General features: G+C 62.9%; 13 protein-coding genes. 6 read left to right on the forward strand and 7 right to left on the reverse strand.

Translation table 11 applies throughout. The features are described 5' to 3' along the window. Window positions 1-10: 10 nt before the first annotated feature. On the forward strand, window positions 11-1,324 hold the full coding sequence (locus M1D87_RS01255; RefSeq protein WP_013970454.1) for an ATP-binding protein: 1,314 nt from the start codon (window positions 11-13) through the stop codon (window positions 1,322-1,324). Between the two features lie 115 nt (window positions 1,325-1,439). Here M1D87_RS01255 and rimK read toward each other — a convergent pair whose 3' ends face one another. Both rimK and rimB read right to left on the reverse strand, forming a co-directional pair. Then, window positions 1,440-2,345 carry a 30S ribosomal protein S6--L-glutamate ligase gene (gene rimK, locus M1D87_RS01260; protein ID WP_013970455.1) on the reverse strand — a complete coding sequence of 302 codons (906 nt, stop codon included), beginning with the start codon at window positions 2,343-2,345 and terminating at the stop codon, window positions 1,440-1,442. Next, complete coding sequence (gene rimB, locus M1D87_RS01265; RefSeq protein WP_003257436.1) at window positions 2,342-2,824, reverse strand: retropepsin-like aspartic endopeptidase RimB; 483 nt, start codon at window positions 2,822-2,824, stop codon at window positions 2,342-2,344. The genes rimK and rimB overlap by 4 nt, the downstream gene beginning before the upstream one ends. Window positions 2,825-2,933: 109 nt before the next feature. Between rimB and M1D87_RS01270 the strand changes: the two genes are divergently transcribed. After that, complete coding sequence (locus M1D87_RS01270) at window positions 2,934-3,335, forward strand: RNA-binding S4 domain-containing protein (protein ID WP_013970457.1); 402 nt, start codon at window positions 2,934-2,936, stop codon at window positions 3,333-3,335. Window positions 3,336-3,463: 128 nt separating this feature from the next. Here the strand turns inward: M1D87_RS01270 and M1D87_RS01275 are convergent, their stop codons facing one another. Then, window positions 3,464-4,258, reverse strand: coding sequence for a phosphatase PAP2 family protein (locus tag M1D87_RS01275; protein WP_075044322.1), 795 nt, complete (start codon window positions 4,256-4,258; stop codon window positions 3,464-3,466). A gap of 121 nt (window positions 4,259-4,379) precedes the next feature. Here M1D87_RS01275 and hslO point away from each other — a divergent pair, with 121 nt between their 5' ends. The 3 genes from hslO (at window position 4,380) to M1D87_RS01290 (ending at window position 7,673) form a co-directional block, all read left to right on the forward strand. Then, the gene (gene hslO / locus M1D87_RS01280; RefSeq protein ID WP_013970459.1) at window positions 4,380-5,279 is read left to right on the forward strand and encodes an Hsp33 family molecular chaperone HslO; all 900 of its coding nucleotides are present in this window, start codon (window positions 4,380-4,382) and stop codon (window positions 5,277-5,279) included. A 179-nt stretch (window positions 5,280-5,458) separates the two neighbouring features. Next, a complete protein-coding gene (locus M1D87_RS01285) occupies window positions 5,459-7,000 on the forward strand; it encodes a phosphoenolpyruvate carboxykinase (protein ID WP_061550685.1) in 1,542 nt (513 codons plus the stop codon). A 232-nt stretch (window positions 7,001-7,232) separates the two neighbouring features. Continuing rightward, window positions 7,233-7,673, forward strand: coding sequence for an acyl-CoA thioesterase (locus M1D87_RS01290; protein WP_123085090.1), 441 nt, complete (start codon window positions 7,233-7,235; stop codon window positions 7,671-7,673). A 55-nt stretch (window positions 7,674-7,728) separates the two neighbouring features. Here the strand turns inward: M1D87_RS01290 and M1D87_RS01295 are convergent, their stop codons facing one another. From M1D87_RS01295 to fdhD, 3 genes are all read right to left on the reverse strand, one after another. Next, on the reverse strand, window positions 7,729-8,211 hold the full coding sequence (locus M1D87_RS01295; protein ID WP_025337335.1) for a glycine zipper domain-containing protein: 483 nt from the start codon (window positions 8,209-8,211) through the stop codon (window positions 7,729-7,731). Window positions 8,212-8,528: 317 nt separating this feature from the next. Further along, window positions 8,529-10,874 carry an FdhF/YdeP family oxidoreductase gene (locus M1D87_RS01300; RefSeq protein WP_123085089.1) on the reverse strand — a complete coding sequence of 782 codons (2,346 nt, stop codon included), beginning with the start codon at window positions 10,872-10,874 and terminating at the stop codon, window positions 8,529-8,531. A 5-nt stretch (window positions 10,875-10,879) separates the two neighbouring features. Next, window positions 10,880-11,710: a formate dehydrogenase accessory sulfurtransferase FdhD gene (gene fdhD, locus M1D87_RS01305; RefSeq protein WP_013970464.1), complete on the reverse strand. Its 831-nt coding sequence runs from the start codon at window positions 11,708-11,710 to the stop codon at window positions 10,880-10,882. A 185-nt stretch (window positions 11,711-11,895) separates the two neighbouring features. Between fdhD and lysM the strand changes: the two genes are divergently transcribed. Then, entirely contained in the window at window positions 11,896-12,336 is a 441-nt protein-coding gene (gene lysM, locus M1D87_RS01310; protein WP_061550688.1) for a peptidoglycan-binding protein LysM, read from the forward strand. Window positions 12,337-12,447: 111 nt separating this feature from the next. On the opposite strand, the gene yrfG is transcribed toward lysM, so the two are convergent. Continuing rightward, the gene (gene yrfG / locus M1D87_RS01315; protein ID WP_003257447.1) at window positions 12,448-13,110 is read right to left on the reverse strand and encodes a GMP/IMP nucleotidase; all 663 of its coding nucleotides are present in this window, start codon (window positions 13,108-13,110) and stop codon (window positions 12,448-12,450) included. Window positions 13,111-13,164 lie beyond the last annotated feature (54 nt).

Consider the following 13,164-nt stretch of genomic DNA (forward strand, 5'->3'; position numbering starts at 1 on the left):
CGCGCCGTCGATGAAAACACCGCTCTGGTTTCCGCAAAGTTTCTTCGCCCGCACCCTGTGGCTGGTGTTGATCGTCGTCTTGTTCTCCAAGGCCTTGACCCTGGTCTACCTGCTGATGAACGAGGACGTGCTGGTCGACCGTCAGTACAGCCACGGTGTTGCGCTGACCCTGCGCGCTTATTGGGCGGCCGACGAAGAAAACCGCGACAAGATCGCCGAAGCGGCAGGCCTTATCCGGGTCACCGGCTCGGGCGTGCCCGAGGGTGAGCAGCACTGGCCCTACAGCGAAATCTACCAACGGCAGATGCAGGCCGAGTTGGGTGAAGACACCGAGGTACGGCTGCGCATTCATGCGCCGCCGGCGTTGTGGGTCAATGCGCCAAGCCTGGGGCCGGGCTGGTTGAAGGTACCGCTGTACCCGCACCCGCTGCGTGGGCAGAAGATCTGGAACGTGCTGGGTTGGTTCCTGGCCATCGGCCTGTTGTCCACAGCTTCGGCCTGGATCTTCGTGCGCCAGCTGAACCAGCCGCTCAAGCGCCTGGTGTTCGCCGCCCGGCAGCTGGGCCAGGGGCGCAGCGTGCGCCTGCCGATCAGCGATACGCCCAGCGAGATGACCGAGGTGTACAAGGCCTTCAACCAGATGGCCGAGGATGTCGAGCAGGCCGGGCGCGAGCGCGAGCTGATGCTGGCCGGGGTTTCCCACGACCTGCGTACACCGCTGACGCGCCTGCGCCTGTCGTTGTCGTTGCTGGACAGCGACAGCGAACTGAGTGACGACATGGTCCGCGATATCGAGGACATGGACGCGATCCTCGACCAGTTCCTGGCCTTTATCCGCGATGGCCGTGACGAGCCGGTTGAGGAGGTCGACCTGGCCGACCTGGTGCGCGAAGTGGTGGCGCCGTACAACCAGCCGGAAGAGCGGGTGCGGTTGTGCCTGGAGCCAATCCCACCGTTCCCGCTGCGCCGGGTTTCGCTCAAACGCATGCTGGGCAACCTGATCGGCAATGCCCTGCACCACGCCGGCAAGGGGGTCGAGGTGGCCGCCTATGTGTCGGGCGACGAGAGTGCGCCGTATGTGGTGCTGAGCGTGCTGGACCGCGGGACGGGGATCGACGAGTCGGAGCTGGAGACCATCTTCAACCCGTTCATTCGTGGTGACCGGGCCCGGGGGGGCAAGGGCACCGGGCTGGGGCTGGCGATCGTCAAGCGGATCGCGGCGCAGCATGGCGGGAATGTGGAGTTGCGCAATCGCTCTGGTGGCGGGATCGAGGCGCGGGTACGGTTGCCTTTGGGGCTGTTGCTACCGCGTAATGCCGTGTGATTGCCGGGGCCGCTTTGCGGCCCTTTCGCGACACAAGGCCGCTCCTACAGGGGGGCGAGATCCCTTGTAGGAGCAGCCTTGTGCTGCGAATGGGCTGCAAAGCAGCCCCAAAATCTCAGCCCTTACCCTTGGTCCGAGTCTGATTAGGCCCGCCATTCTTCTCGAGATGCTCGATGATCATGGCGGCCACGTTCTTGCCGGTGGTCACTTCGATGCCTTCCAGCCCCGGCGATGAGTTCACCTCCATCACCAGCGGCCCGTGGTTGGAGCGCAGGATATCCACACCCGCCACACTCAAGCCCATTACCTTGGCCGCGCGAATGGCGGTCATGCGTTCTTCCGGGGTGATCTTGATCAGGCTGGCCACCCCACCGCGGTGCAGGTTGGAGCGGAATTCGCCCGGCTTGGCCTGGCGCTTCATCGACGCAATGACCTTGTCGCCGACCACGAAGCAGCGGATATCCGCGCCACCCGCTTCCTTGATGTATTCCTGCACCATGATGTTCTGCTTCAACCCCATGAACGCCTCGATCACCGATTCGGCGGCCTTGGTGGTTTCGCACAGCACCACGCCGATGCCCTGTGTACCTTCCAGCACCTTGATCACCAGCGGGGCGCCATTGACCATCTGGATCAGGTCGGGGATGTCGTCCGGCGAGTGGGCGAAACCGGTAATCGGCAGGCCGATGCCGCGCCGCGACAGCAATTGAAGTGAACGCAGCTTGTCGCGGGAGCGGGCTATCGCTACCGACTCGTTGAGCGGATATACACCCATCATCTCGAACTGGCGCAGCACTGCGCAGCCATAGAAGGTCACCGATGCACCGATGCGCGGGATCACCGCGTCGAAGCCTTCCAGCGGCTTGCCGCGGTAGTGGATCTGCGGCTTGTGGCTGGCAATGTTCATGTAGGCCCGCAGGGTATCGATCACCACCATTTCGTGGCCCCGCTGCGTACCGGCTTCGACCAGGCGGCGGGTGGAATACAGACGCGGATTGCGCGACAGCACAGCGATCTTCATGCAGCACCTGTGGCAGTAGAAAGGGTGGCCGGGAAGGCCGGTTTGTCTTGTACGTATTTGAGGCCAGGGTTGACCACCAGCTGGCCATGGATCAGGGCCTTGGAACCCAGCAACAGGCGATAACGCATGTTCTTGCGGCAGGCCAGGGTGAACTCCACTTCCCACACACCATCGCCCAGGGCCAGTGACGTGCGGATGACATAGCGGGTCTGGGCCTGGCCGTTGGAGCTCTTGATGGTTTTCATGGTCACCAGCGGTGCCTCGCAGCGGCGGTGGCGCAACTGCACCACCGAGCCAAGATGTGCGGTAAAGCGGACCCAGGGCTGGCCGTCGCGCTCGAACGGTTCCACCTCGGTGGCGTGCAGGCTGGAGGTGCTGGCACCAGTGTCGATCTTGGCGCGCAGCCCGGCCACGCCGAGGTCGGGCAGGGCGACCCACTCGCGCAGGCCGATCACAGTCAAATGGTCAAATGTCTTCACGAAGCGCACCCTGCGGATGAGGTGGTGAACTGTAAGCACGGCGGGGATTTTTTGCATCCGATCGTTACGGTAGTACAGTTCGATGAAACACAGCGTTCGAGGTAACGGGATGGCACAAAAAGCCGAAGACGACGACAAGGTCCGCCTGGACAAATGGCTGTGGGCGGCACGCTTCTACAAGACTCGCGCGCTGGCCAAGGCGGCGATCGAGAGCGGCAAGGTGCATTGCCGGGGTGAGCGCTGCAAGCCGGGCAAGGAGCCGCGGGTGGGTGACGAGTTCGTGCTGCGCACCGGGTTCGACGAGCGCACCGTGGTGGTGAAGGCTCTGTCGGTGGTTCGGCGTGGGGCGCCAGAGGCGCAGACGTTGTACGAAGAGACCGAGGACAGCGTGCGCCGGCGTGAACAGGCGGCGGAACTGCGCAAGGCCGGGGCGATGGGCGTGACCACCGATGGGCGGCCGACCAAGAAGCAGCGGCGGCAGATTCACCAGTTGCATGGGAGCTTCGAATAGCCGGGGCCGCTTTGCGGCCCTTTCGCGACACAAGGCCGCTCCCACAAGCAGGGCGTTGCCTGAATGCCTTGTGCGGTCTTGTGGGAGCGGCCTTGTGTCGCGATGGGCTACGCAGTAGCCCCAAGATTCTAGCGGGTCACCGCCAAGCGCCCGACCAACGGTAACTTGGCCGCGATCGCGAACAACGGCGCCGTCCAGCGCATCAGCACCGCACTTCCCTTGGCCGCCAGCGGCGTGTAGCAGCTCCAGCCCAACGCCAGCACCGCCATCAGCAGCCCGCCGATGTAGTCATCCTGCCCCCAGTGGGCACCGGCCACCAGGCGCGGCAACATGAACAAAACCGCCAACCCCCAGACCACCAGGTACTGCACCAGGCGGCGGCTGAACACGCTCATGAACAGCGCCCAGACCAGCAGCACCGAGGCATGATCCCCCGGGAAACTCTTGCTGGAACGGTCCTTGAGCTCCCAGGCCGCCTCCAGGTTCGGATAGTAGTCGCTGAGGTGCACCACCTCGTCGAACATCATCGAAGGGCTCTTGTGCTGCCAGCCGGCTGCATCCACCCACTTGGAAAACAGCGCGCGAATCACCACTAAGAGGATTAGCGTGACCAGGAAGCCGAAAAAGGCCTGGCGCACCTGGGTTGCCTTGAACACCCAGTCGCCACGGATAAGCACTGCCAGAAGGATCAGGCCGACGACGATATCGAATGGGCGCAGGCTACCGACGGTCCAGATGTAGCGCCAGGTGGTGTTGTCGGCCAGCGGCGCATTCAGGCTGTGGAATAGCCACTCGTCGAAAGTCAGGCACAAGATCTGGCCAATGGGCCATAACCAGAAACACAGTAGAGCGATAGGAAGCAGCGTACAGGCTGCCAATGGCCCCCAGGACCACCTTGCTTGGAACAGTGGTCGATTGTCCATAAAATACCTCTATTGCAAACAGGAATCGGAGCGCCTTGTGAGCGCTCTGTCAGGGGGTTTTCGCATGTTTCCCGACAACCCTTGTAACCATTTTGTCATCATTTTCAGATAGCCAAAACCTATGAGCGACTTGCCTGATACCGATTTCACCCAACGTTTCATCTTCGACGAGCGCGATGTGCGCGGCGAGTGGGTGTCTCTCGATGACAGCTATGCCGCGGTGCTGGCGCGTCATGAGTACCCGCAGCCGGTGCAGGCACTGCTGGGCGAGCTGATGGCCGCCACCGCCTTGCTGGTGGGGGCGCTGAAGTTCGACGGCCTGCTGATTCTGCAGGCGCGTTCCGCAGGGCCGATTCCGCTGTTGATGGTCGAATGTTCAGGTGACCGGGACATCCGTGGCATGGCCCGCTACGAAGCGGACCAGATCCCGGCGAATGCGACCCTGTCGCAGCTGATGCCCGACGGCCACCTGACCCTGACCATTGATCCGGTCAAGGGCCAGCGCTACCAAGGCACCGTCGACCTCGACGGCGCCACCCTGTCGGAGTGCTTCACCAACTACTTCGTCCAGTCGCAACAGCTCAACACGCGCTTCTGGCTCAACGCCGAAGGCGGCAAGGCCCGTGGCCTGCTGCTGCAGCAACTGCCGCGCGATCGCCAGCCGGACGATGAAGAGCGTGAAGAAAGCTGGCAGCACGTTGTGGCATTGGCCACCACGCTCAAGGCTGATGAGTGGGCGCTGGACAACGAAACTCTGCTGCACCGCCTGTACCACGAAGATGCCGTGCGCCTGTTCGATATCCAGCCGCTGCGCTTCAACTGCAGCTGCTCTCGCGAACGTTCCGGCAATGCGCTGGTCAGTTTGGGCGAGCACGATGCCAAGGCGCTGGTTGAAGAATGCGGCGGGCAGGTGGAGATCGATTGCCAGTTCTGCAACGAGCGCTATTTCTTCGACGCCAGCGATGTGGCGCAACTGTTTGCCGGTGGCGGCACTGACGTAGCCTCAGAAACTCGTCACTGAAACGTTTAACTACAGGACAATCTCCTGTCGAATTGCGCAAAAGCGCAGTTCTGACAGGAGGGGCCTACTTTTTTTGGGCGTTTCTGGCATAATCCGGCCACTTTTTTCGCTGTAGTAGTTTTTTCAAGACAACTACAAAACGTTTGGAGCACTCGGCCTCGGGCCGGATGGGGTATCTCATGACGCAAGCCAACAACACCGTGTACACCGACCTGAGCGTCGATGAGCTGGTAAAAGAAGCGCTGCAACGCGGTGAAGGCGTACTAGCCGATACTGGCGCACTGGTCGTGGAGACCGGTCACCGTACTGGCCGTTCGCCGGCTGACCGTTTCATCGTCGAAGAGCCTTCCACCCAGGACGCCATTTCATGGGGCCCGATCAACCGCAAGTTCCCGGCCGACAAGTTCGATGCCCTGTGGGACCGCGTCGAGGCGTTCAACAACGCCCAGGATCACTTCGTTTCCTACGTTCACGTAGGGGCGGCCGCCGAGCACTACCTGCCGGTGAAGATGACCACCCAGACTGCCTGGCAGAACCTGTTCGGTCGTTGCCTGTTCATCAACCCGGAACAGTACAACCCGGCTGGCCGTGGCGAGTGGCAAGTCCTCAACGTCGCCAACTTCGTGTGCGAGCCTGAGCGTGACGGCACCAACTCCGATGGTTGCGTGATCATCAACTTCGCCCAGAAGAAGGTGCTGATCGCTGGCATGCGCTACGCCGGTGAAATGAAGAAAGCCATGTTCTCGGTGCAGAACTTCCTGCTGCCGGCTGCCGACGTGCTGCCAATGCACTGCGCCGCCAACATCGGCGAAGCAGGCGATGTGACCCTGTTCTTCGGCCTGTCCGGCACCGGCAAGACCACCCTGTCGGCCGACGAAAGCCGTTACCTGATCGGTGACGACGAGCACGGCTGGGGCGAGGGCGTGGTCTTCAACATCGAAGGCGGCTGCTACGCCAAGTGCATCGACTTGTCCGAGAAGAACGAGCCGGTCATCTGGAAAGCCATCAAACATGGCGCCGTGCTGGAAAACGTCGTCCTCGACGCCAACAAGCACGCTGACTACACCGATGTCAGCCTGACCCAGAACAGCCGTGCGGCCTACCCGCTGGAGCACGTTGCCAAGCGTTCCGCAGCGAACCTGGGCGGCGAGCCGAACGCAGTCATCTTCCTGACCTGCGACCTGACTGGTGTTCTGCCTCCGGTTTCGATCCTGAACAACGAGCAGGCGGCCTACCACTTCCTGTCCGGCTACACCGCGCTGGTCGGTTCCACCGAAATGGGTTCGGGCAGCGGCATCAAGTCGACTTTCTCCACCTGCTTCGGCGCCCCGTTCTTCCCGCGCCCGGCTGGCGAGTACGCCGAGCTGCTGATCAAGCGTATCAAGGGCTTCGACTCGAAGGTCTACCTGGTCAACACCGGCTGGACCGGCGGTGGCTACGGCGTTGGCAAGCGCTTCAGCATCCCGACCACCCGTGCCGTGATCGCTGCGATCCAGAGCGGCGCGCTGATCGGTGCCGAAACCGAGCACCTGGACATCATCAACCTGGACGTGCCTAAGGCCGTTCCGGGCGTTGATACCGAGCTGCTCAACCCGCGCACCAACTGGGCTGACAAGGCTGCCTACGACGAGGCCGCCAAAGGCCTGGCCAAGCTGTTCATCGAAAACTTCAAGAAGTTCGAAGTTTCCGACGCCATCAAGGCCGCTGGCCCGCAGCTGTAAGCTGAGCTTGCCGGTAACGAAAAGGCCGCCCCAACGGGCGGCCTTTTCGTTTTCTACTGCCTGTACCGGCCTCTTCGCGGCTAAAGCCGCTCCTACAGGTACTGCACTGCATTCAACGTTGGTGGTGTACCTGTGGGAGCGGCTTTAGCCGCGAAGAGGCCGGCACAAGCAGCGGGAAACCGGTTTTTCTGTTTCACTGTCAGCATCCATTGCGAAGACAAGAGCCAGCCAGATGACCGAATCCCCTCAGCGCACTGCCTTCTCCCACTTCCACCCCATCCTCACTCGCCCTCAGGACAATGACCTGAATGGCCACGTCGCCGGTGCCACCGTGCACGGCTTTTTCGAAACCGCCATCCAGGCGTTCCTCGTCGAACAGGCCGAACTGGACCTGCGTGACGGCGAGCTGGCGGCCTTCGTGGTCAGTTCGGCGGCGGATTTCTACGCACTGCCCGGCTTCCCGGATGTGCTGGAAGTGGGGCTGGGGGTGATGCGCCTGGCGGGCAGCACGGTGGAGTACCGCCTGGCCCTGTTCCGCCCAGGGGAGCCGGAGGCGTGTGCGGCAGGCACGGTGGTGCAGGTGTTCATCGAACGCGCCAGTGGCCGGCCGGTGGCATTGCCAGAGACGCTGCAGGTGATCCTGTCTGGTGTACTGCTGGAACAGCAGGCATAAAAAAGCCCCGCTGGCAGGGGCGGGGCTTCTGTTGCCGGGGCAGGGCCCTCAGGCGTTAGTCGCGCCAGTGGCGCTTGTGCTTGCGATGGCCGTAATGATGGCCACGGTCCCAGTGGCGCCGGTCGTCGTCATAACCACGACGGTAGCGGCGGCCTTCGTGGTAATCGTCTCTGTCGGCCTCCTTACCCATGTAGTTACCCAGTGCGCCACCGGCACCACCGCCGGCTGCCGCGCCAATGTAGCTACCGGTAGTGCCGCCCACGGAGCGGCCGACCACGTTACCGCCTGCTGCGCCCAGCGCGCCGCCGATTGCGGCTTCCCCACGCTGACGCTTGTCGGCACCCAAGGCACCGCCAGCCGCGCCGCCCAGGCCGGCACCAATGGCGCCGCCGGTGCTACCACCGATGGAGTTGCCCACCACGGAGCCCAGTACCCCACCCAATGCGCCGCCAATGCCGGCCTCGGTGGTGCCGCCTGCCATGGCAACGCCGCTGAGCAAGCTGAAAGACAACAACAGTATCGAGGAGTACTTCTTCATCAAGAGAGCCTCATTAGGATGACGGGGCGATTTTTGAGCCTTACAGGCGAGGCTGGCAACGGAAATCCGACGAGTAACACGAGTTGTACACAATTATCTAACTTACTGTATTTACTGTGAAACTTTATCGTTTTTTCGCTGTCTGAGATCTTTATGACGAAGCCCTGAACCGCTATGGAACAGGGCTTTTTTGATTTTTGCGCAAGGGCTTCCGGCCTCTTCGCGGGTAAACCCGCTCCCACAGGGATACCACCGCTCTCAGTCCTTGAGTTGCCTCTGTGGGAGCGGGTTTACCCGCGAAGAGGCCAACACCGTTCCTACAGGATGCGCCCGTCGTCCCGCGCCCGCTCCAGTTTGATGGCAATGAACTTCGACGTCGGCGTATGGCTGCCATCGCCAATGCTTTCCAGCGGCACCAGCGGGTTCACCTCCGGGTAGTACGCCGCCGCCTGCCCGGCCGGGATGTCGAAGGCCAGCAGGGTGAAGCCGTGCACACGGCGCACATGCTCATCTCCCCACAACGACACGATGTCGACCTGCTGCCCCGGCTGGAAGCCCAGGCGGATGATGTCGGCTTCGTTGGCGAACAGCACCTCGCGCTGGCCACGCACGCCACGGTAGCGGTCGTCCAGGCCGTAGATGGTGGTGTTGTACTGATCGTGCGAGCGCATCGACTGCATGATCAGGTCTGGCACCTGGCCGCTGGCGCGTACACGCTCGTCGAGCAGCGTGTCGGGCAGCAGGTTGGCCTTGAAGTTCGCGCGGCCGGTGCTGGTATTCCATTCGCGGCTGGCGGCGCTGTTGCCCAGGTAGAAACCGCCCGGCTCGCGCAGGCGCTGGTTGAAGCCGCTGAAGCCGGCGATGGTGTCGCCGATCAGCTCGCGGATACGGTCGTAGTCAGCCACCAGCCAGTGCCAGTCCACGGGCTTCTTGCCCAGGGTGGCGGCGGCGATACCGGCGATGACCGCCGGCTCCGAGCGCATCTGCGTCGACAGCGGCTTCAGCTGGCCATTGGAGGCGTGGACCATGCTGAACGAGTCCTCTACCGTTACCGCCTGTGGCCCTTCTGCCTGCAGGTCGATGTCAGTGCGCCCCAGGCACGGCAGGATCAGTGCCTGCTTGCCGTGCACCAGGTGGCTGCGGTTGAGCTTGGTGCTGATATGCACGGTCAGCTCGCAGTTGCGCAGTGCCTGGGCGGTGCGCTCGGTGTCCGGCGTTGCCTGGGCGAAGTTGCCGCCCAGGCCGATGAATACCTTGGCCCGGCCGTCGAGCATGGCGTGGATTGCCTCGACGGTGTTGTGGCCATTGTGCCGGGGCACGGGGAAGCCGAAGCGCTGCTCGATGGCGTCCAGCAGGGCCACCGGCGGGCGCTCGTTGATGCCCATGGTGCGGTCACCCTGCACGTTGCTGTGGCCGCGCACCGGGCACAGGCCTGCGCCTGGCACGCCGATATTGCCGCGCAGCATCTGCAGGTTGACGATTTCCTGGATGGTCGGCACCGAGTGGCGGTGCTGGGTAATGCCCATCGCCCAGCACATGATCACCCGCTTGCCACGGCAGTACATGCGCGCGGCCAGTTCGATGTCGGCCAGCGCCAGGCCGGACTGGGCCTGGATATGCTCCCACGGGGTGGCATCCACTACCGCCAGGTAGTCGTCGACGCCATGGCCATGTTCAGCGATGAAGGCATGGTCGAAGACTGCCGGTTCTCCGTTGGCCTGGGCTTCGCGCTCCCATTGCAGGACGAATTTGGCCATGCCGCGCAGCATCGCCATGTCGCCGCCCAAGGCCGGGCGGAAGAATGCGGTGTTGGTCGGCCGGTCGCTGTTGGTCAGCATTTCCAACGGGTTCTGCGGGTGCTGGAAGCGCTCCAGGCCACGTTCCTTGAGCGGGTTGATGCACACCACCTGGGCGCCGCGTTTTACCGCATCGCGCAGCGGGTCAAGCATGCGCGGGTGGTTGGTACCGGGGTTCTGGCCCCAGACGAAAATCGCATCGGCGTGCTCGAAGTCGTCGAAGGTGACGGTGCCCTTGCCAACCCCGACGCTTTGCCCCAGGGCCACGCCGCTGGCCTCGTGGCACATGTTCGAGCAGTCGGGGAAGTTGTTGGTGCCGTAGGCCCGCACGAAAAGCTGGTACAGGTACGCTGCTTCGTTGCTGGCGCGCCCCGAAGTGTAGAACTCGGCCTGGTCAGGGCTGGCCAGCTTGTTCAGCTCGCGAGCGATCAGGGTGAACGCGGCGTCCCAGCTGATCGGCTGGTAGCGGTCGCTGGACGCGTCATAGACCATCGGCTCGGTCAGGCGCCCCTGGTACTCCAGCCAGTAGTCGCTCTGTTGCAGTAGCGAGGTGACGCTGTAGCGGGCGAAAAACGCGGCATCGACGCGGCGCTTGGTCGCCTCCCAGTTCACTGCCTTGGCACCGTTCTCGCAGAACTTGACCATGCCGCTTTCCGGCGAGTCGCCCCATGCGCAGCCGGGGCAGTCGAAACCGCCGTTCTGGTTGGTCTTGAGCAGCGCGCGAATGTTCTTCAGCGCGTTATCGCTGCCGACCCAGGCCTTGGCCACGCTGCGCAGCGCGCCCCAGCCACCGGCGGGGCCGTGGTAGGGCTTGTAACGAGGTGGAGAGGCTGGGGCGTTGTCCGGGAGGTGTTGGTACGAGGTCACGACTGTTACGACTCCGCCGCTGGGCTGTAGACCCGCGGTGCGCTGTGCTTGGGCAAATGGATAAGGTTGAGGTTGTGTTTGCGCGCCCATTGCAGGGCAAGGCCGGTGGGCGCCGACAGGCTGACCAAGGTCTGGATACCGGCCCGCAGAACCTTCTGGATCAGCTCCAGGCTGCAGCGGCTGGTGACGATGGCCAGGCCACCCTGGCTGTCGATGTCTTGGCGCAGCAAGGCGCCGATCAGCTTGTCGAGGGCGTTGTGTCGGCCGATGTCTTCGCGGCCTAGCAGCAGCTCGCCATGGCGGTCCATGAACAGCGCCGCATGCACCGCGCCGCAGTGTTGGCCGAGGGGCTGGAAGGCATCGATGCGCTCACGCAGGCCGACCAACCATTGCGCGGGTGGCAAAGGTGCGCCAGGCAGCTTGGCCAGCTCTGGCAGTGCCTGCTCCAGCGCTTCGACCCCGCACAGGCCGCAACCACTGGTGCCGGCCATTTGGCGGCGCTGGTTTTTCAGGTTCCAGAACGCACGGCTGGAAATCTCCAGGTCGGCGTACATTGCCGAGCCGCTGCCGGAGAGTTTCAGGTCGTAGATTTCCGTTGTGCCTTCGACTATGCCGCTGCCGACACTGAAACCGACGGCGAAGTCTTCCAGGTCGGTGGGGCTGACCAGCATCACCGCCTGGTTCAGCCCGTTGTAGGCAATGGCCAGGGCCACTTCTTCGGCCAGGGGCGTGCTGTCGCGTCTGGCATCGTTGAGCTGGACGTAATCGTAGGTGTTGCTGGCGGCGGGCATGGTCAAGGGCGATGAGGCCGCGCAGACTGGAGGCTTGCTGTTCATCGGGGCTGACTGTTCATCGGACTATCGGCAACTTTCAGATAGCACAAGCCTAGGCGTGCGGGCCGGCGGCGTCTAATCGCTAGGGTCTATGCCTTGATAGACCGCGTCGATTGGTCGCATGGGGCGCCAGGGGAAAAGCTGGCCTAGACTGCTGTGTCCGAGGTTTCGCCAACAAGGAGAGCGCTATGAGCTTGTTCAGTTTCGTCAAGGAAGCGGGCGAGAAGTTGATCGACCTGCTGACCCCCGGCAATGCCAATGCCGAAGAGCAACTGAAGAAACACGTGGAAAGTGTCGGCCTGGGCAACCCGAATATCACGGCCACTGTAGAGGGAGACACGATCATCCTCAAGGGTGAGGTGGCCAGCCAGGAGGAGAAGGAGAAGATCATCCTGGCGGCGGGTAACGTCGCAGGCGTTGCCAGTGTGGATGACCAGATCACCGTGATCGGGCCGGTGGCCCAGGCTGCGCGGTTCGTGACGGTGGAGAAGGGGGATACGTTGAGCGCGATTTCGAAGAAGGTGTATGGCGACCCCAACAAGTACCAGAAGATCTTCGAGGCCAACAAACCGATGCTCAAGCACCCGGACAAGATCTATCCGGGGCAGGTGCTGCGTATTCCTGACTGATCTCTGCAGCCTGTACCGGCCTCTTCGCGGGTAAACCCGCTCCCACAGGGATCGCACACAGTTCAGACCTGTGGTGATCCTGTGGGAGCGGGTTTACCCGCGAAAGGGCCCTCACAGGCCTACCAATAATTCCCGGTAATCCTCGACCGCCGCAAACTCTTCGGTATCGCGCGGCCCGGCCTGGCTATCCGGCTGGCGCACCGCCAGCAGATGCCCCACGCCAAACCGTCGCGCACTGCGCAGAATCGCCAAGGTGTCATCAATGAACAGGCTGCGCTCCGGTTCAAAGCCGATGTCCGCCTGCAATGCATCCCAGAACTGCGGGCTTTCCTTCGGGTAGCCGTAGTCATGCGAGCTGATCAGCCGTTCGAAGTACGGCGCCAGCTCCACCCGCTCCAGCTTCAGTGACAGCGAATCCCGGTGCGCATTGGTGATCATCACCACGCGCTTGCCCGCGTCGCGGATCGCAGCAAGGAAAGTGTCGGCATCCGGGCGCAGGGCGATCAGGTCGGCGATTTCCTGTTTCAGCTCACGGATCGGCAGCCGCAGTTCGCGGCTCCAGAAGTCCAGGCAATACCAGTTAAGCGTGCCGGCATTGCGTTCGAACAGCGGCTGCAGTTCCATTTCCGCCATGGCCCGGCTCACCCCGTGCAGCTCGGCATAGCGCTGGGGCAGGTGGTCCAGCCAGAAGCGGTTGTCGTAATGCAGGTCGAGCAGGGTGCCATCCATGTCCAGCAGGACGGTATCGATGGCGGACCAGGGAAGAACAGGCATGGGAAACTCTCGATCAGTCGGCAAGCCACGGTATAGTAACCCGTTCACGCCAAG

The organism is Pseudomonas sp. SA233 (genome assembly GCF_054792385.1).